The sequence below is a fragment of the Roseivirga ehrenbergii genome (genome assembly GCF_001593005.1).
In the GTDB taxonomy this organism is placed as follows: domain Bacteria; phylum Bacteroidota; class Bacteroidia; order Cytophagales; family Cyclobacteriaceae; genus Roseivirga; species Roseivirga ehrenbergii.
In genome coordinates, this window is sequence record NZ_LQZQ01000012.1 from 43,137 (window position 1) to 68,798 (window position 25,662).

The window sequence follows — 25,662 nt, forward strand, 5'->3', positions numbered from 1 at the left end:
TTATGACTTTATTCAAAATCGAAGCATTATGTCAGGCAAAAAAAACCTTCTACATTTGTCTAAACCTAAAGCTGTGAGAATACCCACCGAAATTGCCGAAAAAGCTAAAAAGATAAAAGCCATTATATTTGATGTGGATGGCGTACTTACCGATGGCCGTATCATTTACAATAATGAGGGCATGGAGTCTAAGGAATTCAATGTGAAAGACGGTCAAATTATCCAACATCTAAAACTTCACGAAATCTTAACAGGCGTTATCACTGGGCGCGATTCTCAAGTGGTGCGTAACCGTTGTAACGAATTGAAATTTGATTTCCATTACCACGGGGTGAAAAGAAAAGGGGAGAAGTTTGAAGATATCTTGATGGAATTCGGCTTAAATGCAGATGAAGTGGCCTTTATCGGGGATGATATTATCGACCTTCCTGTGCTGACACAGTGTGGGTTAGCTGCCACACCAGCAGATGGGCACTACAAAGTGAAAGAACACGTTGATTTGGTGCTTCAAGCCAAAGGAGGAGAAGGAGCACTACGAGAACTGGCCGATTTGGTTTTAGAGTCTCAAGGTTTTTATGAGTTAATTATTGAAAGACAGTTAAGAAATGAATAAGTTTGAAGAAGGTTTTCGCTTAAGTGATAATGTAGAAGTTGGGAATGGCAAGATGGTGTTGTTCTCAGGGCCATGCGCAGTTGAAAGTTATGATATTTGTGCACAAATTGCGGAGACCTTAATAGCAATTTGTTCTGAACTGGATATCCAGTACGTATTCAAAGCTTCATTTGATAAGGCCAATAGAACTTCTGTTGATTCATTTAGATCAGTAGGGTTCGAAGGGGCTTTAGACGTACTAGCAAGAATCAAAGCAAATTACCACGTACCAATTGTGACTGATATTCACGAATCATATCAAGCTTCTCCTGTGAGTGAAGTGGCGGACGCGTTGCAAATTCCGGCTTATCTGTGTAGACAAACCGACCTATTGGTAGCGGCTGGGAATACAGGTAAAACCGTCAAAATAAAGCGAGGCCAGTTTATGGCTGCAGAAGATATGGAATACGCTGTGAACAAGGTGAAATCTACTGGTAATGAGAAGGTTTGCCTTACCGAACGAGGCGTTTCATTTGGCTATCATAACCTTGTAGTCGATATGCGTTCACTACCTGTTATGCGTCAATTTGCGCCCGTTATTTTTGATGTTACCCACAGTGTTCAACAGCCTGGAGGAATGAATGGGAAATCGGGTGGTCAAAGAGAGTTTGCTCCCTATTTAGCCCGTGCTGCCGCAGCCACAGGTGTAGACGGCTTCTTTATAGAAACCCACCCTGATCCATCAAAAGCTTTGAGTGATGGGCCGAATTTAATCCCTCTAGATAAAATGAAAGGCTTTATGGAAATGCTCAAAACTGGTTTTGAGTACGGTAACAGTTTTAATAATACCATTCTATAAATTGAATAAGCTGAACAAATGGTAAAGAAATTACTAGGTCTGGTTGTATTAATTGCGATTGTGTCTTCCTGCATTCCTAATGAGAAGATTATTCTATTTCAAAATAAGAATGATAACGATGCACTTAAATTAGATACACTAATTACCCCACCTAGGTCTGAATACTTTTTACAACCGCGGGATATCATCTCTATTAACTTTTTTTCTAATGTAGAAACAGCTGTAGAGCCTTTTAGGCAATCAACTGCGGATGTTATAGCGACTACGGGTTCAGGTCAACAAGGAGGTGGACAACAAGGGAGTGGTCAGTCTCTTGGGCAAACTTTTGTTATTGATAATAATGGGTTTTTGCTAATAAATACTCTGGATCCCCTTAAAGCTGCAGGTTTAACAACCAAAGTTTTGAAGGACAGCTTAGAAAGTGTTATAAGAAGGGTTAAGGGTGTGAAGGATATTTCTGTAAATGCCAGTTTAGCGGGTATTAGGTATACAACTACAGGGGAGATTTCCAGCGGGCAACAAGTAATTGCAGGTAGCGAAGCGAATCTTTTAGAAGCAATTGCAAATGCAGGAGGTTTTAATATTAATGCTGACCGACAGAAAGTACAAGTGTTAAGAAATTATGAGGGGGGAGTAAAATGGCATGAGATAGATGTAACTCAGAGAGATTTAATGCTCACAGAGTTTTGGTATGTGAAACCAGGGGATATTATTTATGCTCCTCCTCTAAAGTTGCGTGAAATTGGTGCAGGGGATAACTTTCTTTCGCAATTGGGTGTGGTTGTTGGATTGATTTCCACTGGAATTTTTCTTATCAGTTTAACAAGTAACTAGTAGCATGGAGGATTTTGAAGACCTTTTCGGTCAGAGAGAGAGTAAAACGAAAGCGGCAGCCTTTAACCCAAAGGAGGTGGTTTTTAAGTATATCCGCTTATGGCCACTCTTTATTATTTCCATATTTGTGCTATTGCTCACTGTTTACATCTACCATAGGTATACTACAGAGAGGTTTAGTGTAAGAAGCACAATACTAATTCCAGAAAAAAACAGGGATATTGATCAGAGTATTTTGGCACAATTTAGTTTTGACTTTGGGGCTGTCTTTTTAAATGAAATTGAAATTTTAAAGTCAAAACCACTAACAAGGGATGCTTTGGATAGCCTTAATTTTGATGTGTCTTATTATTCTAAAGGTAGAATAAAGACGATTGAAGAATACAGAACCCTACCCTTTGTTGTCCACTACGATAAGAACCACCCCCAGCCGTATGATCAGGAATGGAGACTTACTTTCTACGAGGGAAATCAGTTTAGTGTATCTAAGTCTGGAGAGGAGGTTCAAGAATCTCCTATACGATTCCGCCCAGATGGTTGGATTGAGGGTGGACAATATCGATTTAAATTAATCATTGATAATAACACAAACTTAGCTGGCAAGACTTATTTTTTCAAAATTCATAGCAGAGAAAGTTTGATTGATAGTTTTCAGAGTCGCTTGAATGTAACCTATTTAAAGGCTTTTAGTTCCATTGCAGTGCTTACGCTTACAACAGATGTACCCCAGAAAGGAGTAGATTTTTTAAATCAACTATTGGAAGTATACCAAAAGAGGGAACTTGCTTTAAAAAACAGCAAGGCTGAAAAAACCATTGCCTTTATTGATGAACAAATGGACACCTTAAAGGTAAGTTTAAAAGATTTAAGTGCTGAGCGATCTGAGTATAGGATTAATAATAGATTTTTAGACCTATCGAGTAAAGGGGGAGAACTTCTTTCAAAAGTTAACGAGTCTGATTTAGAAATTAGAAAACTAGAAAGGCAGGTTGATTTTCTCAATGAGTCACTTAATAAAATTGTCAACAATGATAGTCTTCAAGATTTGATCTCCCCTTCCTTGTATGGTATTGAGGATGCGTACATGAATCAATTTACAGACCAAATCAGTGAGCTAACTTTGGAAAGGTCTGCATTGCTTCAATATTTAGAAACTTATAATAGCACAATTAAATCTCTAGATCAGCAGATTAATCAGGTAAAGAAAAATTTAAAAAATTATGTAGAACTTAAAATTGACGAATTAGAAGGACAACTCAAGGCATTTCAAGATGAAAATAAATTGGTTGAATCTGATTTTAAGGAATACCCTGTAATAGAACAAGGGTATTTAGATATAGAAAGAAGGTTTAATATTGTCAATGGAATTTATACTAATTTACTTCAAAGGAGGCAAGAGGCATCCATAGTTGCGGCCTCGAATGTGGCCAACTCTGAGGTTGTCGACCCCGCAGTATTACCTTCTAGTCCATTTTTCCCTAATTACAAGATGAATTATTTGGTAGGAGGGGCTTTGGGTTTGATTATTCCTTTGTTATTCATCGTAATCAGAGAGCTTACTTTCAATCGAATAGAGACCAGAGGCCAGATTGAACGGATTACCTCTATTCCTATTATAGGGGTGATTGGTCATAATGAGCAAAAGTCTAATTTGGCTATTTTTGATAAGCCTAAGTCCATTATAGCAGAAACTTTCCGTTCCTTGCGCTCTAACCTTCAGTATTTTAGTAGTGAAAAGGAATTACAAACCATTTTGGTGACTTCAGGATCATCTGGCGAAGGGAAATCTTTCTGCTCTACCAACTTGGCATCTATCATGGCCATTAGCGGTAAGAAAACCATTCTGTTAGGGCTGGACTTAAGAAAACCCAAGTTGTTTGATGATTTTGGTTTAACCAATGATATTGGGGTCTCTAATTACCTGGGAGGCTTTGTTAAGATGGAGGACATTATCATCCATACGGAATTCAACAATTTAGATGTCATTTTCGGTGGCCCAGTGCCACCCAATCCTGCAGAACTTTTAATGGGACAAAAAATGGAGGCATTGATGACCTTTCTTAAAACAGAGTATGAAATCATCATTATTGACACCCCCCCAATTGGTGTTGTGTCAGATACTTTTAATTTATTAAAGTATGCCGATATTAGCTTGTATTTAGTGCGTCATCTGTATACTCAACAAGATTCCTTGAAGCCTTTAAATGAATATATAGAGAAAGGGGTTATTAAAAACATGGCCTTAATCCTCAATGATTTCAAATCTCGTACGGGCTACGGTTATGGTTATAATTACGGTTACGGTTATGGCTATGGCTATGGCTATGGTTATGGCTATGGAAATCAGTATGGCGGTGGATATTACGAGGATGATTCAAATAAGAAAGGTGGTATTAAGAGTAAATTTCAAAAATAAAATAGAGTGACAGAGGATTCAGGTTGGGATATCATCATTGAACCAAAATCGAAAATATTCGATTTGAAAATTAGGGAATTAATTCGGTATAAGGATTTGTTGTTTCTCTTCGTAAGGAGGGATTTGGTGGCACAATATAAGCAGACTATTCTGGGGCCACTTTGGTATTTTATTCAACCTGTTTTAACGACACTTACTTATACTTTGATATTTGGAAATATAGCAGGACTATCAACGGATGGGTTACCTAAAATGCTCTTTTATATGGCAGGGGTTACATGTTGGAGGTATTTTGCAGATTCACTGATAAAAACTTCGGATACCTTCACTAAAAATGCCCAAATATTCGGTAAAGTGTACTTTCCAAGAGCTATAGTGCCAATGTCAGTGACAATTACGAATTTGGTGACTTTTGGGATTCAGTTGCTGTTGTTTTTCGGGTTCTATGGATATTATAAAACATTTCAAAATTTTCAAGGAGGGATTCAGCTAGAAGTAGTATTTTTCCCTGTATTGGTAATTATTATGATGTTTTTGGGACTGGGGGTGGGTTTAATGTTGTCAGCGCTTACTACCAAGTATAGAGACTTGAAATTCTTAGTAACTTTTGGAGTGCAACTTTTGATGTACTCAACACCTGTAATTTATCCTTTATCGAGTATTCCTGAGAAGTACAAGATTTTCATTTTGGCTAACCCTATGACGGGAATTATTGAAACATTCCGGTTTATGTTTCTGGGAACTGGAGAATTAAACTATGGTTACTTGGGGTATTCTGCATTATTTTCCTTTTCCCTTTTCGTTGTTGGGCTTATTGTTTTTAATCGAACAGAGAAAAATTTCATGGATACTGTATGAAGAGTGACGTAGCAATTAAAGTAGAAGGACTTTCTAAACAATACAGACTAGGTGTTGTAGGGACTGGTACTATTAGCCATGATCTTAATAGGTGGTGGGCCCAGCTAAGAGGAAAGGAAGACCCATATCTGAAAATAGGAGAAACCAACGATCGAAGTCAAAAGGGCACTTCTGACTATGTTTGGTCTTTGAAGGATATTGACTTTGAAGTGAAGCAGGGAGAGGTGCTAGGTGTTATTGGTAAGAATGGAGCAGGAAAAAGCACTTTACTCAAAATTTTATCTAAAGTAACCGGCCCTACTACTGGACGTATTATGGCAAAGGGCCGTATAGGGGCTCTTTTAGAGGTTGGGACTGGCTTCCATCCTGAGCTCACTGGGAGGGAAAATGTTTTTTTAAATGGTGCGATTTTAGGTATGACCAAAATGGAAATCAAGTCTAAGTTAGATGAGATTATTGACTTTTCAGGTTGTGAACGCTATATTGATACTCCAGCGAAACGCTATTCTTCAGGCATGACTGTTCGCCTTGCTTTTGCAGTGGCTGCGTTTTTAGAACCAGAAATTTTGATAGTTGATGAAGTGTTAGCTGTAGGTGATGCCGAGTTCCAAAAAAAAGCGATTGGTAAAATGCAGGATGTCAGTAAAGGTGAGGGGAGGACAGTACTTTTTGTTAGTCACAATATGGGAGCAGTGGAATCACTATGTACCAAATGCTTAGTTTTAAAAAATGGTCAAAATAGTTTTTTAGGCGATGTGCCTGAAGGAGTTAAACATTACCTATCAAATAAGGAATCCAAAAAGGATTTGGTTTCGAGGTATGTAGAAAAGATATCATTAACTTCATTGAATGGTGTTGCTCAAGATGCATTTTTCATGGGGGAAGGATTTAATATTGAAATATTAGTTCATGGCCTTGATGTTTTTCAAGGAATACATGTTGGTGTTTTTATAATGGATACCTTAAATCAAAAAGTCACATCTTTCAGTACAGCAATGTCTAAAGGTTCTTCTAGCAAACACTTTGAGAGAGAGTTAATAACTTTTAGCTTTCCAAATCAGAATTTGATTCCCAGTTCTTATGTTATAGACATTTCAATTTCGTATAAGAGCGGTGGTAGAATTGAATATGTTGCTGATGCTCTAAGTTTTGATATTATTGCTTCTGATATTTATGGTACTGGGTCATATTTGAATACTCATTTTGGTAAATTTTTCTTAAATGGATTGGCGAAAGTTATTGAAGTCCCCCAAGAAGTATAAATTCACCCTGCTAGGTGATCTTTTAAATATTCGATTACCAAGTAAATTTTCTTTTGGTCACAATGTGATTATTGATGTTAAGTCAGCGGGTGGTGGAACGATTAGTTTTGGTGAGAATATTTACATTGGTCATAATGTTTTGTTAGCCTCATATGGAGGTAACATAAAAATAGGTGACAATTGCAGTATTAACCCATCGTGTATACTTTATGGACATGGAGGTTTAGAAATTGGTAATAATGTTAGAATTGCTGCACAGTGTGTTTTCATTCCTGCCAATCATATTTTTGATGATCTAGAAAAACCTATTTATATACAAGGGTTGAGAAAAGAAGGCATTATTATATCTGATGATGTTTGGTTTGGAGCTGGGGTTAAGGTTTTGGATGGTGTGAAAGTGGGTAAGGGAGCAGTTGTGGCTGCTGGTGCTGTTTTAAATAAGGATGTTAATCCTTTTGAAATTGTAGGAGGAGTTCCTGCTAAAGTTATTGGTAATAGGTTGAAGTAAAGATCATGAATTTAGTCAAGAAAATCACTAGCAAATTGGATTTGTTATTAGGAGATAAGACTCGAATAAATATTAAAAAGTGTGACTTTGGTTTTTCATGTAGAATAAATGATTTTATAGTCTATAGCCATGAAAAAGGATGTATTACTAAAGCTTATGACCAGATTTTTTTAAATGAGGTGTATTTTTTTAGATCAGAAAATAATAACCCTCTAATTGTTGATTGTGGAGCAAATATTGGATTGGCCACTTTATACTTCAAAATGATTTATCCTAATGCACGTATAATCGCTATAGAACCCTCGAGAGAGGCCTATAAATCTCTTGTCAAGAATGTTCGTGAGAATAAGCTTACCAATGTTGTGTGTGTAAATAAAGCCGTATCAGATATAATTGGTACTGTGAATTTTACAACTAATGAAATTATTTCGGGTTCAATCAGGGAGGAGAAAATAATGGACAATGCCTATACTGTGGAAACCTGCTTGTTAAGTTCATTTCTTAATGAAAAAGTAGATATGCTCAAAGTTGATATTGAGGGGGCGGAAAAAATGGTGATCCCAGAAATAGCTGATTGCTTGCAAAATGTAGATAATTTATTTTTAGAATTCCATTCCTTTGTTCAGGAAACTCAATATCTATCTGTGCTTCTGAAAACCTTGGAGAGTAAGAATTTTCGTTACTTTATCGAGAATGATTCCCGCAATAAGCTTAAACGACCATTTGAAGAAATACCTGTATCGTTAAATCAGGACATGCAATTAAATATATGGGCTAAAAGAAAGAATGTTATTTAATTCTGTTGAATACTTAATATTCTTACCAGTAGTTTTTAGTATTTATTGGTTACTTGCTAAGAGAGAGAGACTTCAAAACCTATTTCTTTTATTTTCTAGCTATATATTCTACGGTTGGTGGGATTGGCGCTTTTTGGGATTAATAATATTTAGCTCAATTGTAGATTATGTGATTGCTCTTGAAATAGAAAGGACTGATAATATTTCTTTAAGAAAGAGTCTTGTTCTTTTAAGTATTTTTACAAATATTGGTATTTTAGGGGTTTTCAAGTATTATAATTTTTTCATAGATTCATTGAGTGCTGTTATAGGTTTTAATAATGACCTTACCCTGAGTATTATCCTTCCAGTTGGTATTAGCTTTTATACTTTTCAAACTCTAAGCTATACAATTGACGTGAGCCGCGGAAGGCTAATGGCTGAACGTAATCTTGTTACTTTTTTTACCTATGTAAGTTTTTTTCCTCAATTGGTTGCGGGTCCAATAGAACGAGCTGTTAACTTATTGCCGCAGTTCAAGGTGAAAAGAAAATTTGAGTATTCGTTGGCCGTTGATGGGTGCCGCCAAATACTGTGGGGTTTTTTTAAGAAAATGGTTATTGCGGACAATTGTGCAATATTTGTCAACCAGATTTTTTCTGGATATGATAGTTTTAATGGTAGCACGCTGGCTTTAGGGGCTGTTCTATTTGCATTTCAAATTTATGGAGACTTCTCTGGATACTCAGATATAGCGATTGGTACCTCTAAGCTTTTTGGAATAGAATTAATGAAGAATTTTAATTTCCCATATTTTTCACGGGATATCCCTGAGTTTTGGAGAAGGTGGCATATTAGTCTTTCGTCTTGGTTTAGGGACTATTTATATATCCCTCTCGGAGGGAGTAAGGGGCGTTCGGTATTTAAGATTAGAAATGTCATTTTAATTTTTGTAATAAGTGGTATTTGGCACGGAGCTAACTGGACTTTTGTTTTTTGGGGCTTCTTTAATGCCATCTTCTTTATCCCCTTTATTCTATTAAATAGGAATAGGGAAAACATGGATAGATTGGTTGGAGTTGGCGATTTTTGGCGTTTAGTAAAGGACTGGAGTTCTATGGGACTTACTTTTGGGTTTACTTGTATTGCATGGGTTTTTTTTCGCTCAAGTAGCATTTCAGATGCCTTTGACTATATAAGTCGAATTTTTTCTACTTCTTTTTTTGAAAAGCCAGATATCATTCCTTTAGTTGTTCTTATCTTAATAATGTTTTTGCTTATCGTAGAATGGTTTCAAAGACGAGAGGAGTATGGTTTTCGGATGCAATTTATGAGAAAAGAATTGCGTTGGTTGACTTATTTTTTTGTGATTATGTTGATACTTGTTTTTGGTGTTTTCGAAAAAACTGAGTTCATCTATTTTGCTTTTTAATAGATGAGAAAGTTTATTAAATCATTATTATTGTTTTCAACAATCGTCATAGGAGGGTTATTGATTTTTCTGTTTTTGAGTAATGAATATATGGCAAGAAAGGGCTTTAATGGTTGGAATAGTGAACAGAATTTATTCCAGATTAATCAAGTAAAGCACTACGATCTTGCGATATTGGGTATTTCTCATGCAAGGAATTTTAGTAGAGGACAGAATCATTTTATAACGGAATCGAAACTATCTAGAACTGTACTAAATCTCGGGATTGGTAAAGGAAGATGTGGTCTTAATGAACAAAATTTTTATTTACAGTATACATTGAATAGAGGATTGAGCTTTGACACAATCATCTATGTTATTTCTCCCCCACTTATGTATGGAGACCTAAACAAAGCTTCAAATACATTTGATGATGAAGCTTTTAGAGTCAACTTTATTTATGATTATCTAAAGTTCGGTGGTGAGAATATAGGTCAGAGGCTATCTTCCTATGTACTTAGTAAATTCTCTCTTTCGTATTTGAGTAGTCGGCCTGAAAATATTTGGTTGGATATACAAACAAAGGAAATGGAAAAAGTAGATTCTGGTGCTGTTGAAGAGGGTTTTAAGCTGGCTTACGGTGATCTGAATATGAGTGAAAATAGAGAATTTGATTACAACAAAGGTTTACTACGTGATTTTGTAGACAATGTTGTAGGAGAGGATAGTGACATAATGTTTATTGTAACACCTACTATGTTCGGGGAGTGGCCTGGGCACATCGAGTTTGAGTCTTTTATGCTAGAGTTGAGCGAAAGTCCACATGTTTCTTATTATGATTTTTCAAGTTTGGAGCTACCTGCTTCTTTTTTTTATGACCACCACCATCTGAATACACAAGGTCACAAGTATTTTTTGGATTCTTTATTGAATCCATTGATTAAACGAAGATGAGAACGATTAGCAAACTTCCTAATCATATTTTGTCAGAGCAATCCTTGATTTTCACTACGTATTTTTCCTCAAAGGAGGACCCTCAGAGGGGGGGGCGTGTAGCAAAGGAGGCTATTGATTATATAGCCCCGTGGTATAATAGTATTGTAAGGCTTAAACTTTTAGGAGTTGTTCTTCATGATGGATTGTCAGAAGAATTTATAAACAGGTACTCTAATAGCTATATTTCATTTGTGGAGTGTTCATTGGGAGAAATGTCTTTAAATGATGAAAGGTTTGTCTTATATACGATGGTGTTAAGGCAATTGCCGAGATTGGAGTATGTCCTTTTCACGGATGGGAATGATGTGATTTTTCAGCATGACCCTTTTAGTTTTATGATTGATAATTCAAAGTATGAATTATTTGTAGGGCGTAATCAGGGAGCAAGGATTCGACATTCTAAAGTGATGATGAGAAATGTGAAGAATTTTTTCTCTCTGCTTGGAATACCATATGATAAGGGATATATTCATTCACCATCCTATAACGCAGGGATTTTAGGAGGGAGATTAACTAATGTTATGCCATTTTTAGAGAGGCTCAATAGCTTTCTTCTTAGGTGTTCTAAAGGCAATAATAACATGCATTGCTTTAATTATTGCCTTTATTTAAAAAAAGGCGTAAAGTATAGGTTTTCATTATTTTTTAATTATAGAATATATTTGTATGTATACAAGTGGCTTGTTCGAGTAGGAATAAAGAGAAAAGGCAATGTGCTAAAGGAAGTTAGTTCAAGGAATGATAAAATTGGGAAAAGTAATTCCGTGTTTACATCCTATCCGTTTTGCAGTGATTTCAAAAAATTCGAAACAGATTCAGAGATTTATATTTTGCACAAGTAGTTAGAGTTTATATCTGGTAAAATTTAACGCATTCAATTTTTCAATTTCTCTTTTGTTTGGCTTTATTGATTTATGTTAATCGGGTTTAGGAGATTACAAGCACAAGTGAAGCTTCCTCAAAGTTGTATGGTCTAAAAATGAATATGGTTCTAATCGATTGCTCAATTTTGAATATGTCGGACAATTCTTATGCAGATAATATACATTTAAGTTATAGAGGAGGCGATTACTTTTCGCACTTTATTATCAAAGAAGGCTGGGAAGGCATGTTGAGGTTTTACTCTAATAATACTTCTACTATACAATCATGATCCTTGAAATTTTACTAATCACTGTTTTTACAGTAATCATAAGATTACTTTTTGTCTTGGCCAAGGACAATGATTCCATGGCTTACTCTTGGATCATTGAAAAGGAAAGGCTGAATAAGTATGGCCTTCATAGGCCTGTTAATTCTTTTCTCAAGGCATCAGCAGTGCTCCCTTCTTTGATGCAGCGTCTTGTTGCTATTTTCCCAATGAAATATAAAGTGCAAATCTCGAGATTATTAGTTATTGTCTTTGATTTGATGTTCGTTTTAAGCGGCTATCTTCTTTTCTATGAATTGCAAGTTAGTTACACATTGATTTATGACCATCAAGGTTTATTTTCATCAGCATTCTATGTAGCCTTAATTGTGTCAAGTACTCCTCTGCTTTTCCCTGCTAGTTCAAGAGTAATGTCTATGGGAGCACGTACTTTAAGTACTTTGATTTCTTTTCTGTTCTTTTCTGTTTTGGGTTATTCCATGATCGCAAACTGGTACTATGGTTACGCAATTCTTGTTTTACTGCTTTTAATAGCCGTGCTTACCTCTCTATTTACTGTTCAATGTTTAACACTGATCTCACTAGTTTTGAGTGCAGTTTTTGGTTCGATATTTCCGTTGCTAAGCGTTCTGATCGGGTGGGGAGTGGCTTATTTCATCCCTCAACTAGGGGCTAAGGTCGTAATTTCAGAATTTATGGTTAGTAAATGGATTTGGTATTATAAAAACCAAAAAGCCAAGGGGATTACAAAACGAAATTCAATCACTAATTTTTTAAAGTTACCTCTTGATTTATTGAATTTAAGAATGAAGGCTTTTTCAACAATTTTCGCTAATAATAGTCTACTAATTGTTCTGCATTCTTTTCCTCTATTGATTGTCTATTTTGTGTTTCAGATGTCGGGCGATATTGTTTTTCTAAAAGACCAGAATTGGGATACTTATCTCTATGCATTAGTGATAAGCACAATGGTCGTATTCGTATTGACCTCATTTAGAAAATTCTTGTTTTTAGGACAGGCTGAAAGATATTTAGAATTCTTGGTCGTGCCTATAAGTGTAGGGGTGATGCTCAATATCCTAACTAATTATCCCAATCTATTTCCTGAGCTTGCTTTATTGGTCGTTGTATATAATCTGATAATGGTTGTTATTAGCTATTTGTACAATAAAAGATTTGAATTACAGGACGGAATGAAAGAAACGGTACCTGATACTTTGAAATCTTTGGGTGAGTTTTTAAAATCTCTCGATAATACTCCTTTGAATATTATTACTATTCCAACAAAGTTCGCTTATTACCTTTCGTTAGTTTCTGGGACATCTTTAAAATATTACTTTGCTTGGCTTTCAACTTCCCCTTATGATCGTTTTTGTTTGATGGAGGATGATTTATTAAATAGTGAGATGCCGAAAGATGATTTTCAGTACTTGTGTGACAAGTACCATATTGGACTTATTATTTTTGAAAGTGCGAAAGAAAACGGATATTCCTCTTTGCAGGACATGAAGACAGAGGAGGTTTTTAGCAATGGGCAATATAAAGTCTATAAAATTTTATAATAAGCGATTTTAATATGTTCTATCAAAATAAAACTGTCCTAATCACTGGAGGGACAGGCTCTTTAGGGAAAGCCCTTACAAGGCATATTCTATCTGAATACCCTGAGATTAAAAAGTTAATCATTTTTAGTAGGGATGAGCAAAAGCAGTTTCAAATGGCGCAGGAGTTTCCTGAAATTGAGTATCCTCAAATCAGATATTTTATTGGTGATGTTAGGGATTTTGAACGATTGAAAAGAGCGTTTCAACAAGTGGATTTTGTAATCCATGCTGCTGCGATGAAACATGTACATATTGCTGAGTACAACCCAGAGGAGTGTATTAAAACGAATGTGGATGGCGGGCAAAATGTGATCAATGCTTGTTTGGCCACCAATGTACAAAGAGTGGTAGCACTTTCTACGGATAAAGCCTGTGCTCCAATTAACCTCTATGGCGCTACAAAGTTAACCTCAGATAAGCTATTTATTGCAGCTAATAATATTAAGGGAACGAATCCGATTAGGTTTTCAGTAGTACGCTATGGAAATGTAATGGGATCAAACGGCTCAGTTATTCCATTCTTTATCAACAAAAAGTCTACGGGCATACTGCCCATTACTGACCCGAATATGACCCGCTTTAATATTAGCCTACAAGGTGGTGTCGATATGGTGATGCACGCTTTGGAACATGCTTTGGGAGGTGAACTATTTGTGCCTAAAATACCATCATATAAGATTATGGATGTAGCCGAAGCTATTGGTCCGGAATGTGAAAAACCTATCATTGGCATTCGTCCAGGTGAAAAGGTGCATGAAGAAATGATTACCTCTTCCGATTCATATAATACCTATGATTTGGGTAAATATTACGTCATTGTTCCAACACAGCCTGCCCGTCCATTAAGAGAATTCTTAGAACAAAACAATTATAAGAAAGTTGAGGAAGGATTTAGCTATACTTCTGGTGAAAATACGGAATGGGAAACGATTGAGAGTTTACGTGCACTGATCCATGAACATGTGGACCCTGACTTTAAAGTATAATGAGCACTAGTATTCCTTACGGTCGTCAAAACATTACCGATGAAGATATTCAGACGGTAGTTGAGGTCTTAAAGTCGGATTATCTTACACAAGGGCCACAGATTGCAGCCTTTGAAACTGCTTTTTCTAGTTATGTAGGAAGTGAATATGCAGTGGCCTTAGCTAATGGCACAGTTGCTCTCCATTTATGTGCGTTAGCATTAGACGTAAATGAGGGCGCTAAAGTCATTACAACTCCCATTACTTTCGCAGCCTCTGCCAATTGTGTGCGTTACTGTGGAGGTGAAGTTGTATTCTCTGATATTAATCCAGAGACTTATCTTTTAGATATCGAAAAGGTGAGAGCATTATTGAAAAGTTCTCCGAAAGGTACTTATCAAGGCATTATTCCAGTTGACTTTGCAGGAAGAGCGAATGACCTAGAGGCATTTCGTGAATTAGCTGATGAATATGGACTCTGGATTATTGAAGATGCTTGTCATGCTCCCGGTGGATATTTTGTAGATTCAATGGGTAATCAACAGAAGTGTGGTAATGGAAAATTTGCAGATTTGGCAATTTTCTCTTTTCATCCCGTAAAACACATTGCTGCTGGAGAAGGTGGAATGATTACTACTAATGATAAGGCACTCTATGAAAAGCTATTAATGCTACGCAGCCATGGTATTACCAAAGATACCTCTCAATTCCAAAATAGCATTGAACTCGCAGTAGGCACTACCCACTACCCACTACCTGAGACCGAATATCCCCTTTGGTACATGGAAATGCAAGACCTAGGTTACAACTACCGCTTGACCGACTTCCAAGCGGCTTTAGGCTTAAGTCAATTGAAGAGGGCCGATGCTGGGCTTGAACGAAGAAAGGAGATTGCAAAGATTTACTTTGATGCTTTTCACGAACAAACATTTATAAAAGGCCAATCAGGAATCATAGAAGGCCATGCTTATCATTTATATGTGATTGAAGTGGAAGACCGTTTGGGGCTGTATAATTTCTTAAGGTCAAAAAATATATTTGCCCAGATTCATTATATCCCTTGTCATTTGATGCCGTATTATCAGCAACTGGGTGCTAAGTTAGGCGATATGCCAGCTTCAGAAGCCTATTATACCCGATGTATAAGTTTGCCCATGTATCCTACATTAGCTGAGACTGAACAAAGTTTTATAATTGATCAAATTTTTGATTTTCATGGAGGTAGGTAGAAAATGAAGAGTCTTTGTATTATCCCAGCCCGAGGAGGTAGCAAAAGAATACCCAGAAAAAACATAAGGAACTTTTATGGAGAGCCTGTTATCTCTTATTCAATCAAAGTAGCCCTAAAATCTGGTCTTTTCGATGAAGTCATGGTTTCTACCGATGATGATGAAATTGCCCAAATTGCCTTAACTTATGGAGCCAAGGTTCCATTCAAAAGATCTCAAAGGAACGCTAGTGATCACGCTACTACGATGGAGGTGATTGAAGAAGTTTTAGAAGACTATAAAAGGTTAGAGAATGTTAATTTTCAATACGTTTGTTGCATCTACCCCGCTGCTCCGTTAATTCAAGATGTACATTTGAAATTGGGCTTAGAACAATTGAAATCTGAAGCATATACTTGTGTTTTTCCTAGTGTTGTTTTTAGTTCTTCAATTTGGCGAAGTTATGGAGTTGATGATAATGGTGGTTTGAGTATGTTTTGGCCCGAGCATAGAGACACCCGTACCCAAGATTTGAAGGAGGCCTATCATGATGCTGGGCAATGGTACTGGTTTGATACAGAAAAAATAGTTAATTGGGACTGGCCAAATAATACTGGAACAATAATTCTTTCCGAAATGGAAGTTCAAGATATTGATAACCCATCTGACTGGAGAATGGCAGAAATGAAATTTGATCTTAACCGAAACCAAGCTGAATGAAGTTTGCAATTATTACGGACGGCAATAATCAACTGGGTATGGGGCATGTCTATCAATCGACTACGCTGGCTAGGACTATAATGAATGAGGTTGAGAATGCGGAGATTTTTTTTCTAACCAAAAGTAGTAGTTCAGTAACCGATTTGATTTGCCAAAATGGGTTTGAGGCTAAGGCTTTCACAACGGATAATCTGATTTTTAATTGGCTAGAAGATGCCAAGCCTGATCGCATAATTTTTGATAAGTTAGATGTTTCTCCCGAACTGGCGCAGCGGATTCAATCAGAACTTAACGTTAAACTTATTATTTTTACAAACTTGACTTCAGCAAACGATTACGCTGATATTACCGTGCTTGCCGACATTGGGAGTCATTTTGAGAATATTTACGATAGAGATGAAATTACAGGGAAAGTGGAATTTTTTGGGCCAAAATATTGGCTTTTGAGACCTGAGTTTTATGATAGAACAAAAACGATAAGCGTTGATCATTTTACGATAAAAAACATCATGTTAATGTTTGGAGGAGCAGATCCTTTAAATATTTCTACCGGTGTTTTGGATGAGCTGTTAAGGATGAATAGAGCCTTTAATATAACGCTTGTTCTAGGAGATGCTTTTAACAATCATGATGAACTTGATGAGGTGAGGTCTTTACATTTAAATTCCACCAGCAAGGTAGATGTGGTGGAGAAAATCAACAATGTTGCCGAAAGAATGTTTGAAAATGATTTGGTTTTTGCTTCCCCAGGGCTCTCTTTTTTTGAGTCTTTAGCAATAGGAACTCCGGTTATTGGTTTTCACCAAAACGATTTGCAAAGAGATGTTTATAAAGGGTTTCTGGATACCTATGATAAATCAGAGGTTTATAAAGTGCCTGACTTGATCGAAAACAAAAACTTTATTTTTCCAGAGACACCAAATATTAAAAAAATGGAAATAGGAAAAGGGAAAAGGGAAATATTGGCCGAAATTGTTAAACCAAAGAAAAGAATACTATAATATGAATTGGGAAAAAATTGGAAGAATTTTCTTACCTGAAGGGCAACATGATTGGGTCAAAACTCATGCAATGTTACCTACTATAGACCATGTAAAGGATGATTTATTTAGAGTTTACTTTTCGGGTAGAGATGATTTGAATATATCTAGGACAGGTTTTATTGAGTTTGATATTAATGATCCAACTCGAATATTGAAATTATCAAAAGAGCCTGTTGTCGATATTGGTGAATTAGGGGCTTATGATGATAATGGTGTTTCTCCTACCTGTATAGTTAATCATGATGGGAAGAAGTTCTTTTATATTATGGGCTGGAATAAAGGTTCTAAGGTGAGGGCGGCTGAAGTTTCAGGCTTAGCTATAAGCAATGACAACGGAGATAGCTTCCAGAGATACTCTAGGTCTCCTATTATTGATAGAACAAACGATGAACCTTTTACAATCTTAGTTGTATCCTGCATCTTAATTGAAGATGGAATTTGGAGAATGTGGTATGATTCTGCCGACAAATGGATTAGTGAAGAATTACCTCGTTACAATATAAAATATGCTGAATCTGTTGATGGAATTCATTGGAAACGGGAAGGGCTAGTTTCAGTAGATTATAAGGACGAAAATGAAACTAGAGTTTCTAGAGCCAGCGTAATTAAAGATGACGGCAAATATAAAATGTGGTATTGTTATGCCATGGGTACAGGAGGTTATACAATGGGATATGCTGAATCTGCTGATGGTTATCAATTTACCCGGATGGATGATAAAGTGGGAATTCATCTTTCTGATGAAGGGTGGGACTCTCAAATGATTTGTTATCCTAATGTGTTTAAGCACAAGGAAGATATCTATATGCTATATTCCGGAAACGGTTATGGTAAAGAAGGGTTCGGTTTGGCCAAGTTGAGAAGGTAATACTAAGTGAAAATGGAAAAGAGAATATTGGTATTTGGGGCAGCGGGGTTTATGGGTACCTACCTAATCGATGCGCTAGTTCAGCTTGGTTTTGATGTAGTTGCTTCTGATATAAATGACATAGGCGAGAAGTATTATACTAAAAAGGGTATTTCTTATATTCATGTCGACATCACTCAAGAAAGAGAGTTCGATAAACTTCCAAAGGATTCATTTGATGCGGTGATACATTTAGCCGCTACCCAACCTGCGAATGTGAGCGCTAAGAGTTATGATCCAAAGAATTATATTAATGTCAATGTATCAGGAACGCTAAATATATTGAATTTTTGTAGGGAAGTAAATGCTGGAAAACTGATCTATGCAAGCTCTCATAGAAATACTCAGGGATTATGGGTTCGGAATCAGCCGATAACTGAGAATGATGGAAGGGCAATCAAATATGATGGAGAATACGCAATGTTTAGTATTTCTGAAAGTGCTGCACAAGACTGCGTGCTTCATTATAATGCAGAGTATTCTTTTAATGGAATCATATTTAGATTACCTCCGGTTTACGGCTTTGGCCCGCATACGGAAATTTTTAAAGAGGGAAAGCACATTAAAACTGGCTTTCAGATATTCATTGATAACGCAAAGGACGGTAAACCCATCGAACTATGGGGAGATGCCGACAAAGGCAGAGATATTGTATACATTAAAGATGTAATCGATGCTTTTGTTAAGGCAATTGAGCATGAGAGTGCGACAGGACTTTTTAATATTACTTCTGGTAAAAAGTTGACCTTGAGGCAAGAGGCTGAAACAATTGCAAAAGTATTTTGGAAAGAAGGGTCTGAACCTGTCTTTATTGAACGTCCGGAGTTTAAAAACAATCTAGATAACTTTATATACGATATATCTAAGGCCAAAGAAGTTTTAAAATGGAGTCCTAGATATAGCTTCGAAGATATGCTTCATGATTTCATTAAAGAAGACAATGAAAATAGCTTTGGCCACCTTGTTGAAAAAAGAAAACAGCTAAAAAATCAACTTAGTTAATTATAAACTTTCAACTTAGTTTTTTAATCACCTTTAAAAGAGTTTAAAAATGGAAATCGAAGGAATTGAATTGATGGGGGAAAACGTAAGATCCAAACTGAAATCATGTGGAGAGGGCGTAAAGCTTTATCCAATGGCTAAAATTGCGTTCCCTGAAAAAGTAGAATTAGGAGCGCATGTTAAAGTGAGAGACTTTGCATTTATATTTGCTGGTGAAGGCTTAATTGTTGGGGATTACTCTGATATTCAGCCCCATACGGTTGTTTGGGGTGGTGGGCTTACAGTCATTGGTGCGAGAGTCTCTACTGGGCCTGGTACCGTGTTTCTCTCAGCAACCTATTCACATGCTCCTGGTTTAAGAATGGTAGATGGACTTCCAGAAGGTGCTGCTGTGGCAATTGGTGGTAAACTAGTAGTTGGAGATGATGTTTATATAGGTGCAAGGAGTGTGATCATGCCAGTTACGATTGGAGAGGGTGCTGTAATAGGTGCGGGTAGCTTTGTGAACAAGGATTGCGAGCCTTATGGTATATATGTAGGAAGCCCTGCTAAGAAAATAGGAGAACGTCCTAAATTGGACCCTATTAATTGGTAATACATCAGTATGAGTTTATAGACCCAATAGACCAGAATAGTTAGATGAGAAATCTTATGATTTTGGGGGCTGGCGAAATGCAGGTGCCCGTTATAAAAAGGGCTAATGATATGGGATTAGCTACTATTGTGGTCGATTTTGATGCCAATGCTCCAGGCTTTGTTTTTTCCAAAGAAAGGATTGTGGTTAGTACCAATGATTTTGAATCGATTCTAAAAATAGCAAAAGATAGACAAATAGATGGTATTCTTACTACCTCGGATTATCCTGTACGAGTTGTCGCTAAAGTAGCCAGACACTTGGGCCTAAAGGCAATGTCGGAGAAGGTGGCTGAGTTGTGTACCAATAAATATCTTCAAAGGAGTTTTTTTAAGGAAAATGGAATTAGAACTCCTTGCTTTAGGCAAATAGAGTCTTTGGAAGACTTGTTACATATAGATCACTTTCCATCGATCATTAAGCCTATAGATTCTTCAGCTAGTAGGGGTGTAAAGAAAGTAAATAACCGCCAAGAGTTAGATAGTCAATACAGAGTAGCTATGTCATTTTCTAAAATGTCTAAGGTTATTGTTGAGGATTACATTGAAGGCCGAGAATATAGTGTTGAAGGCTTAAGTCAGAACGGGATAACTCATATTATTGCTATAACAGAGAAAACCACCCTTGGGGAAGAACATGGGTATTTTGTTGAAGATAACCACCTAATACCTGCTCAAGTTACGGAAGAAGAAGAAAGGTTAATAAAAGCTGAGGTGTTAAACGCAATAGGTAAAATGGGCATTGATAACTGTCCAACACATACTGAAGTAAAACTAAATGAACAAGGAGCTTTTATAATTGAAATTGCATGTAGGTTAGGTGGTGATTACATTACATCAGACTTGGTTCCACTAGCCACTGGCATAGATATGCTAGAAGCTTTGATTAAAACCTCCATGGGGGATGCAGTTGATCCACTCCCTTCAATATCAAAGGTGGCTTCTATTCAATTCTTGAATACTAAAAATTACGATCGATGCTGTGAGTTTGTAAAAAACGCTAGTGAGCATATTATCAGATCTGAGGTAAAAAATTACCATGCCAATGTGATTACTAGTTCAATGAACAGGATGGGCTATATTTTACTTCAAACAAATACAATTGATGAAATGAATAAGACCCTCGCTAAAAGTAGAGAAGTAATTGTTTAATGACCTTAGAAAAAAATGGCAAATCAAATTAGTATAGGAGAAAGATTAATAGGAACTGAACAGAGTCCGTTCATTATTGCTGAAATGTCGGGTAACCATAATCAGTCTTTAGAGCGAGCACTAGAAATAGTCGATGCAGCCGCTGAATGTGGGGTTGACGCAATTAAGTTACAAACTTATACAGCGGATACCATCACGATGAAAGGAGCCTATAAAATTGTTCATGATAACCCTGAATGGAATGGGAAAGAGTTGTATGACCTTTATAAGGAGGCATATACTCCTTGGGAATGGCATGCGCCAATAATGCAAAGAGCAGCCGAAAAAGGGCTAATATGTTTCAGTTCTCCATTTGATGAAACTTCTGTAGACTTTTTAGAGACGCTAAATGTTCCCGCATATAAAATAGCCTCATTTGAGAACTCTCATCACCCACTTTTACAGAAAGTGGCGCAAACAGGAAAACCCGTAATTATGTCTACCGGGGTATCTAATGTGTCTGAAATTGATGAGAGTATTAGGGTGTTGAGAGAAAATGGGTGTGAGGACCTTATTATTTTGAAATGTACGAGCACTTATCCAGCCACACCAGAGAATACAAATTTGCGAACAATTCCTCATATGAAAGATTTGTATAAATGTCATATTGGTTTATCTGATCATACAATGGGAATCGGTATTCCAATTGCAGCTGTTGCCTTTGGTGCGGTACTAATTGAAAAGCATTTTACTTTATCAAGGGCAGAAGGCGGGGTGGATGCCGCGTTTTCGATGGAGCCAGCAGAAATGAAAAGCCTTGTTGTAGAGTCCAAAAGAGCATGGCAAGGGTTAGGAGAAGTTAAATATGGTATCCAGAAGGCGGAAAGAGACAGTGTCTTTTATAAGCGATCAATTTACATCGCTACAGACCTTAAGGCTGGAGATGTATTGACAGCTGAGAATATCAGGGTAATCCGGCCTGGTTTAGGCTTGATACCTAAGTATTATGAATTGACTTTAGGAAAGAAAGTTAATAGTGACTTGAAAAAGGGGACACCCCTCACTTGGGGTCTCTTAATGTCAGAGTAATAGTTTTAAGACAGTTTTTCGTCACGTATGAAGAGTATAAATACCCTAGTTGTAAATTTCGAGAATGCTTATGCACTAAAAGGACTTCCTTTTTTTCAGAAAGAACTTCCTGGTTTTAAAGTGGTGGGTTTAGTGGCGAGAAATATAGACTTGAGCGTTCATACGCAATATGCACAATTACCTATTTATGAAAAGAATTTGTCCATTGATAATCTGATTAATTACAGCCCAAAGTCTGATTTTTCTGCTCCTTTACAAGAATACCTATTGCCTTTTGAAGAACAGATTCATTACCATGTAAACAGGTATTTCGACACTACTTTGGCTTTTGATTATTCTTTAATAAGACAGAAAATCATTTATTATGCGCTAGATATCATAAAGAATACACAAGCAGGCCTACTGTATTTTGGAGTAACGCCTCATGACCCTTTAAGTTACCTGCTATGCCTAATTGGACATCATTTAGGTATAAAAGTGGTGATACTATCAAGGTGTGATGCTTTGAATAGCTACCAGCTTTATGAAGAGATTGGAGATCATATAAATTACGTAAAAAATGCTCCTCAAGAACTTGATAGTGGAGTAGTGAAGTACAAGCACAAGCATGTAGAAAGTTCATTATTGGCGTTAACCAAGTCAGAACCTTCCTACATGGTAAAGCAAAAACGTGATGGAGGAAGCTTGATGAAAAAGCTGAGGTATAATCTTTTTGTTAAGAAGAGAGTGACTTTATCTGGTTGGCAACGGTATAAAAAGAAAAAGGCTCAGAAGAACGTTTATACGGATTTGGTAAGTATTTCTAATGAAAATGAACTTAAATCACTTGAGAAAAAGATTTTATATTTTCCACTTCATTTTCAACCTGAGTTGACTACTTCACCAGATGGAGGAATGTTTTCCCAACAGTGGTCCGCTATAAAGGCTGTTGCAGATAATTTCAAAGAGGGGTATGTCATTCTAGTTAAAGAGCATCCTTCACAGTTCCTTATAAATTCGAAACATGTAAGGAGTGAGCTGTTTTATAAAGGGATACTTTCCATTGGGTCTAATATAAAGTTAGTTTCACTTGATTTATCCTCAGAAAAAATTTTAAAACAAACATCAGGCGTAATTACAATAACTGGAACTGTTGGTTTTGAAGCTATTCTTAATGAAAAGCCAGTGCTGTTTTTTGGAGATGCCAAGTATAATACAATCAGAGGAGCTTTTAATTTTTTGAAAGAGGGTGATTTGGCCGTGTTTGCTCAGCATGTTGACGGTGCGCAAACCTTCAATAAGAGTGAAGTGATTAACGATTTTATGAAATTGGCAGAGTCAAAATTTTATTTTTGTTACGATAAGAAAGAAGCTCATGAAGTTCGCCATCTAAAGGCAATAAAGGCTCTTTTATCAGAATATCAAACGTATATGTATTCTACCCTCTGATTGATATAAATGAAAGTTCTCTTTTATTCCTATAAGTCTTGTTATAGTGGTAAATCATATGGTGGGGCGGAGAGGTCAATGACTTTACTTGCGGAGTCATTAGTTCATTTAGATTGTGAAGTACATTATCTGTCAGGTGTAGACAATGTAAGATTTTCCTTTCCAAAAATCGATTTCAAGAATGGGGTAATAGTGCATTTTTTGCCAATATTCAGATTGCCCTTTATGAGTATTTCTTTTATTAGGAAACTTAGTGAGTTGATAAGGACGAGGATATTCTATTCTTATATGAGTCTTAAGTTTAGGGATTTCAACATAGTTTGTGTTTGTAATGAATACCCAGCTTTATATCAAATGGTAAATTGGAGGGTTTCAAATAAACTCAAGTGTCGCATAGTTTATAGAACAGCGGGTCTATATTGGCATAATAATATTTTAAAGAACTATCCATTCCTGCGAGAGAAAATCGAGTGGTCATTTAATTACGTTGATTCTGTTAATTTCATTTCTCAAGAAATGAAAAGATCTTTTTTAAAAATAAAGGACAAGCATTATTATGACTTTGATTTAATGGATCAGTTCATTCTTGATATTGGGGTTAAGTTTAATAGTAAAAATACTTGGGTAGTAAATGGTGAATCACCTTATACCATAGTAATGGTTGCTCGCTTTAGCGATTATGCCAAAAGGCAAGATGTTCTAATGGAGGCGTTTAGAATCTGGAATAATTCAAATTCGAGATTGATATTTTTCGGAGATGGCCCAATGCTTGACCATTATAAGAAGATTATTAATAATGACTTATTCTTATCTGAGCACGTTGAATTAAGAGGGTTTGTTGAGCCAGTTAAAGTTAAAGAACAACTTTTGAAAGCTCATTTGTTTGCTTTATGTACAGATTACGAGGGAGTTCCTAAGTCTGTATTAGAGGCCATGTCAATTGGTATTCCCGTTTTAGTTTCAGACATCGAGGCACATAACTCTATTATAGAGCACGGAGAAAATGGGTTTGTAGCTAGTAATGTCCCTGAATTATGGAAGGAAGAATTAAGTAGGATTTATGAGTTGACATCGGATCAACTTAGCCTTATTTCTAAAAATGCCATGTTTTATATCCAATCACATCATTCATTAGAAAATAGTGCAAATAAATACCTTTCGGAGTTTAAACGAATCGTTGACTTGCCTAGATGAAAATTATTCTCATCAACGCCCATTATACTCATATCCTTGGGGGCTCAGAAATTCAGTGTCATCAAATTGCCCAAGGACTAACCGAATTGGGTATTGATGTCACCTATCTTGCTGTTGGAGGCTATGATGACGCTGCTGATCTTCCTTATAAACTACTCCATGTAGAAAAGAACTCAACTTCAATTATTAAGGCCTGCAAGGAACTTCAACCTCACTTGATTTATTGGCGATTCAATAAAAATTTATTGGCATCAATTATCAATGAGATTAAAGTGCTTAATATTAAAATTGTTTTCTCTGTAAGTCATATTCATGATTTAAAACCCTTTGCCTATAAGCCCATACCCAATTTGAGCGTTTTGTCTCGCACTAAAAGGAGATTGGCCCACCTAGTTAAAGGAATCCAGTTTCAAAAGGCCTTTAAGAAAGTGGATGGTGTAATTTGTAATAACGAAGAACATTTAGGCCACATCACTCACGCCAATAAAGTATATATTCCTAACTCTCCTTTTTTAGAATACGAAGAATTTACTTGGCCAAGATCTTATGTGGTTTGGGTTGGGAATATTAAGGCCCATAAACATCCTGAGTTATTTGTCGAGTTAGCAAAGTCGTTAACTGGGAGAGGAGTTGATTTTTTAATGGTTGGTGACATTCAGCAACAGGCTTATGAGTACTTCAACACATCGAGAGAGTTACCCGGAAACTTTCATTTTCTAGGTTCGAAATCGGTTTTTGAAACGAATGGCATCATTAAAACTTCTATGCTTTTGGTACACACTTGCGAACCCGAGGGTTTCCCAAATGTGTTTTTACAGGCTTGGGGCTTTAGTAAGCCAGTGATATCCCTTTTCTTCGATCCAGGTGGGGTTATTTTGAATGAGGATGTTGGTTTTGTTTCGGGTGATTTTGAAACCATGGTGGATCAAGTTTACAAATTGTTGGAAAACGATTCTCAACGACAAGAGATAGGAGCAAGAGCAACCTCAATGATCCAGCGTAAATTTGTAAAAGAGGTAAACGTTCAGAAACTCGTTTCCTTCTGCGATAGTATTCTGGACTTTAAAGTATGAAAT

At 36.5% G+C, this 25,662-nt stretch carries 24 protein-coding genes; all 24 read left to right on the top strand.

The features are described 5' to 3' along the window. Window positions 1-28: 28 nt before the first annotated feature. Window positions 29-613, top strand: coding sequence for a KdsC family phosphatase (locus MB14_RS08460; RefSeq protein WP_062591141.1), 585 nt, complete (start codon window positions 29-31; stop codon window positions 611-613). Continuing rightward, a complete protein-coding gene (kdsA, locus tag MB14_RS08465; RefSeq protein ID WP_062591142.1) occupies window positions 606-1,451 on the top strand; it encodes a 3-deoxy-8-phosphooctulonate synthase in 846 nt (281 codons plus the stop codon). Before MB14_RS08460 ends, kdsA begins: the two co-directional genes overlap by 8 nt. 18 nt (window positions 1,452-1,469) lie before the next feature. Next, complete coding sequence (locus MB14_RS08470) at window positions 1,470-2,285, top strand: polysaccharide biosynthesis/export family protein (RefSeq protein ID WP_062591143.1); 816 nt, start codon at window positions 1,470-1,472, stop codon at window positions 2,283-2,285. 4 nt (window positions 2,286-2,289) lie between these two features. After that, window positions 2,290-4,701, top strand: coding sequence for a GumC family protein (locus tag MB14_RS19075; protein WP_062591144.1), 2,412 nt, complete (start codon window positions 2,290-2,292; stop codon window positions 4,699-4,701). A gap of 6 nt (window positions 4,702-4,707) precedes the next feature. Continuing rightward, entirely contained in the window at window positions 4,708-5,559 is an 852-nt protein-coding gene (locus MB14_RS08480; RefSeq protein WP_062591145.1) for an ABC transporter permease, read from the top strand. After that, window positions 5,556-6,821 (top strand): ABC transporter ATP-binding protein, encoded by a 1,266-nt coding sequence (locus MB14_RS08485; protein ID WP_062591146.1) that lies wholly within the window; start codon window positions 5,556-5,558, stop codon window positions 6,819-6,821. The genes MB14_RS08480 and MB14_RS08485 overlap by 4 nt, the downstream gene beginning before the upstream one ends. After that, window positions 6,781-7,329, top strand: coding sequence for an acyltransferase (locus tag MB14_RS08490; protein WP_172796107.1), 549 nt, complete (start codon window positions 6,781-6,783; stop codon window positions 7,327-7,329). The genes MB14_RS08485 and MB14_RS08490 overlap by 41 nt, the downstream gene beginning before the upstream one ends. Before the next feature lie 5 nt (window positions 7,330-7,334). Beyond that, complete coding sequence (locus tag MB14_RS08495) at window positions 7,335-8,126, top strand: FkbM family methyltransferase (protein WP_062591147.1); 792 nt, start codon at window positions 7,335-7,337, stop codon at window positions 8,124-8,126. Further along, window positions 8,116-9,537 (top strand): MBOAT family O-acyltransferase, encoded by a 1,422-nt coding sequence (locus MB14_RS08500; RefSeq protein ID WP_062591148.1) that lies wholly within the window; start codon window positions 8,116-8,118, stop codon window positions 9,535-9,537. Before MB14_RS08495 ends, MB14_RS08500 begins: the two co-directional genes overlap by 11 nt. A gap of 3 nt (window positions 9,538-9,540) precedes the next feature. Beyond that, window positions 9,541-10,470, top strand: coding sequence for a hypothetical protein (locus tag MB14_RS08505; protein ID WP_062591149.1), 930 nt, complete (start codon window positions 9,541-9,543; stop codon window positions 10,468-10,470). Further along, complete coding sequence (locus MB14_RS08510) at window positions 10,467-11,354, top strand: hypothetical protein (RefSeq protein ID WP_062591150.1); 888 nt, start codon at window positions 10,467-10,469, stop codon at window positions 11,352-11,354. Before MB14_RS08505 ends, MB14_RS08510 begins: the two co-directional genes overlap by 4 nt. 367 nt (window positions 11,355-11,721) lie before the next feature. Further along, window positions 11,722-13,224 (top strand): hypothetical protein, encoded by a 1,503-nt coding sequence (locus MB14_RS08515; protein ID WP_132644021.1) that lies wholly within the window; start codon window positions 11,722-11,724, stop codon window positions 13,222-13,224. Between the two features lie 14 nt (window positions 13,225-13,238). Next, complete coding sequence (gene pseB, locus MB14_RS08520; RefSeq protein ID WP_062591152.1) at window positions 13,239-14,252, top strand: UDP-N-acetylglucosamine 4,6-dehydratase (inverting); 1,014 nt, start codon at window positions 13,239-13,241, stop codon at window positions 14,250-14,252. Then, window positions 14,252-15,460: a UDP-4-amino-4,6-dideoxy-N-acetyl-beta-L-altrosamine transaminase gene (gene pseC, locus MB14_RS08525; protein ID WP_062591153.1), complete on the top strand. Its 1,209-nt coding sequence runs from the start codon at window positions 14,252-14,254 to the stop codon at window positions 15,458-15,460. The genes pseB and pseC overlap by 1 nt, the downstream gene beginning before the upstream one ends. A gap of 3 nt (window positions 15,461-15,463) precedes the next feature. Beyond that, window positions 15,464-16,159: a pseudaminic acid cytidylyltransferase gene (gene pseF / locus MB14_RS08530; protein ID WP_062591154.1), complete on the top strand. Its 696-nt coding sequence runs from the start codon at window positions 15,464-15,466 to the stop codon at window positions 16,157-16,159. Next, window positions 16,156-17,160: a hypothetical protein gene (locus MB14_RS08535; protein ID WP_062591155.1), complete on the top strand. Its 1,005-nt coding sequence runs from the start codon at window positions 16,156-16,158 to the stop codon at window positions 17,158-17,160. The genes pseF and MB14_RS08535 overlap by 4 nt, the downstream gene beginning before the upstream one ends. Before the next feature lies 1 nt (window position 17,161). Further along, window positions 17,162-18,070 carry a glycoside hydrolase family protein gene (locus tag MB14_RS08540; RefSeq protein ID WP_084376023.1) on the top strand — a complete coding sequence of 303 codons (909 nt, stop codon included), beginning with the start codon at window positions 17,162-17,164 and terminating at the stop codon, window positions 18,068-18,070. 12 nt (window positions 18,071-18,082) lie between these two features. Beyond that, entirely contained in the window at window positions 18,083-19,111 is a 1,029-nt protein-coding gene (locus MB14_RS08545) for an NAD-dependent epimerase/dehydratase family protein (RefSeq protein ID WP_062591157.1), read from the top strand. A gap of 49 nt (window positions 19,112-19,160) precedes the next feature. Next, on the top strand, window positions 19,161-19,706 hold the full coding sequence (locus MB14_RS08550; protein ID WP_062591158.1) for an acyltransferase: 546 nt from the start codon (window positions 19,161-19,163) through the stop codon (window positions 19,704-19,706). A gap of 44 nt (window positions 19,707-19,750) precedes the next feature. Further along, entirely contained in the window at window positions 19,751-20,896 is a 1,146-nt protein-coding gene (locus MB14_RS08555) for an ATP-grasp domain-containing protein (RefSeq protein WP_062591159.1), read from the top strand. A gap of 15 nt (window positions 20,897-20,911) precedes the next feature. Next, window positions 20,912-21,964, top strand: a complete 1,053-nt coding sequence (gene pseI / locus MB14_RS08560) for a pseudaminic acid synthase (protein WP_062591160.1) — start codon at window positions 20,912-20,914, stop codon at window positions 21,962-21,964. Window positions 21,965-21,991: 27 nt separating this feature from the next. Beyond that, complete coding sequence (locus MB14_RS08565) at window positions 21,992-23,392, top strand: capsular polysaccharide export protein, LipB/KpsS family (protein ID WP_062591161.1); 1,401 nt, start codon at window positions 21,992-21,994, stop codon at window positions 23,390-23,392. Window positions 23,393-23,401: 9 nt separating this feature from the next. After that, entirely contained in the window at window positions 23,402-24,586 is a 1,185-nt protein-coding gene (locus tag MB14_RS08570; RefSeq protein ID WP_062591162.1) for a glycosyltransferase family 4 protein, read from the top strand. Continuing rightward, complete coding sequence (locus tag MB14_RS08575; RefSeq protein WP_062591163.1) at window positions 24,583-25,659, top strand: glycosyltransferase family 4 protein; 1,077 nt, start codon at window positions 24,583-24,585, stop codon at window positions 25,657-25,659. Before MB14_RS08570 ends, MB14_RS08575 begins: the two co-directional genes overlap by 4 nt. Window positions 25,660-25,662: the final 3 nt, after the last annotated feature.

Coding starts and splice junctions, on each gene's coding strand:
- MB14_RS08495 (WP_062591147.1), top strand. CDS start 7,335: ATGAATTTAGTCAAGAAAATCACTAGCAAATTGGATTTGTTATTAGGA.
- pseI (WP_062591160.1), top strand. CDS start 20,912: ATGGCAAATCAAATTAGTATAGGAGAAAGATTAATAGGAACTGAACAG.
- MB14_RS08485 (WP_062591146.1), top strand. CDS start 5,556: ATGAAGAGTGACGTAGCAATTAAAGTAGAAGGACTTTCTAAACAATAC.
- MB14_RS08470 (WP_062591143.1), top strand. CDS start 1,470: ATGGTAAAGAAATTACTAGGTCTGGTTGTATTAATTGCGATTGTGTCT.
- MB14_RS08570 (WP_062591162.1), top strand. CDS start 23,402: ATGAAAGTTCTCTTTTATTCCTATAAGTCTTGTTATAGTGGTAAATCA.
- MB14_RS08575 (WP_062591163.1), top strand. CDS start 24,583: ATGAAAATTATTCTCATCAACGCCCATTATACTCATATCCTTGGGGGC.
- MB14_RS08545 (WP_062591157.1), top strand. CDS start 18,083: ATGGAAAAGAGAATATTGGTATTTGGGGCAGCGGGGTTTATGGGTACC.
- MB14_RS08555 (WP_062591159.1), top strand. CDS start 19,751: ATGAGAAATCTTATGATTTTGGGGGCTGGCGAAATGCAGGTGCCCGTT.
- MB14_RS08540 (WP_084376023.1), top strand. CDS start 17,162: ATGAATTGGGAAAAAATTGGAAGAATTTTCTTACCTGAAGGGCAACAT.
- pseC (WP_062591153.1), top strand. CDS start 14,252: ATGAGCACTAGTATTCCTTACGGTCGTCAAAACATTACCGATGAAGAT.
- pseF (WP_062591154.1), top strand. CDS start 15,464: ATGAAGAGTCTTTGTATTATCCCAGCCCGAGGAGGTAGCAAAAGAATA.
- MB14_RS08535 (WP_062591155.1), top strand. CDS start 16,156: ATGAAGTTTGCAATTATTACGGACGGCAATAATCAACTGGGTATGGGG.
- MB14_RS19075 (WP_062591144.1), top strand. CDS start 2,290: ATGGAGGATTTTGAAGACCTTTTCGGTCAGAGAGAGAGTAAAACGAAA.
- MB14_RS08500 (WP_062591148.1), top strand. CDS start 8,116: ATGTTATTTAATTCTGTTGAATACTTAATATTCTTACCAGTAGTTTTT.
- MB14_RS08565 (WP_062591161.1), top strand. CDS start 21,992: ATGAAGAGTATAAATACCCTAGTTGTAAATTTCGAGAATGCTTATGCA.
- MB14_RS08460 (WP_062591141.1), top strand. CDS start 29: ATGTCAGGCAAAAAAAACCTTCTACATTTGTCTAAACCTAAAGCTGTG.
- MB14_RS08550 (WP_062591158.1), top strand. CDS start 19,161: ATGGAAATCGAAGGAATTGAATTGATGGGGGAAAACGTAAGATCCAAA.
- MB14_RS08510 (WP_062591150.1), top strand. CDS start 10,467: ATGAGAACGATTAGCAAACTTCCTAATCATATTTTGTCAGAGCAATCC.
- pseB (WP_062591152.1), top strand. CDS start 13,239: ATGTTCTATCAAAATAAAACTGTCCTAATCACTGGAGGGACAGGCTCT.
- kdsA (WP_062591142.1), top strand. CDS start 606: ATGAATAAGTTTGAAGAAGGTTTTCGCTTAAGTGATAATGTAGAAGTT.
- MB14_RS08505 (WP_062591149.1), top strand. CDS start 9,541: ATGAGAAAGTTTATTAAATCATTATTATTGTTTTCAACAATCGTCATA.
- MB14_RS08490 (WP_172796107.1), top strand. CDS start 6,781: ATGGATTGGCGAAAGTTATTGAAGTCCCCCAAGAAGTATAAATTCACC.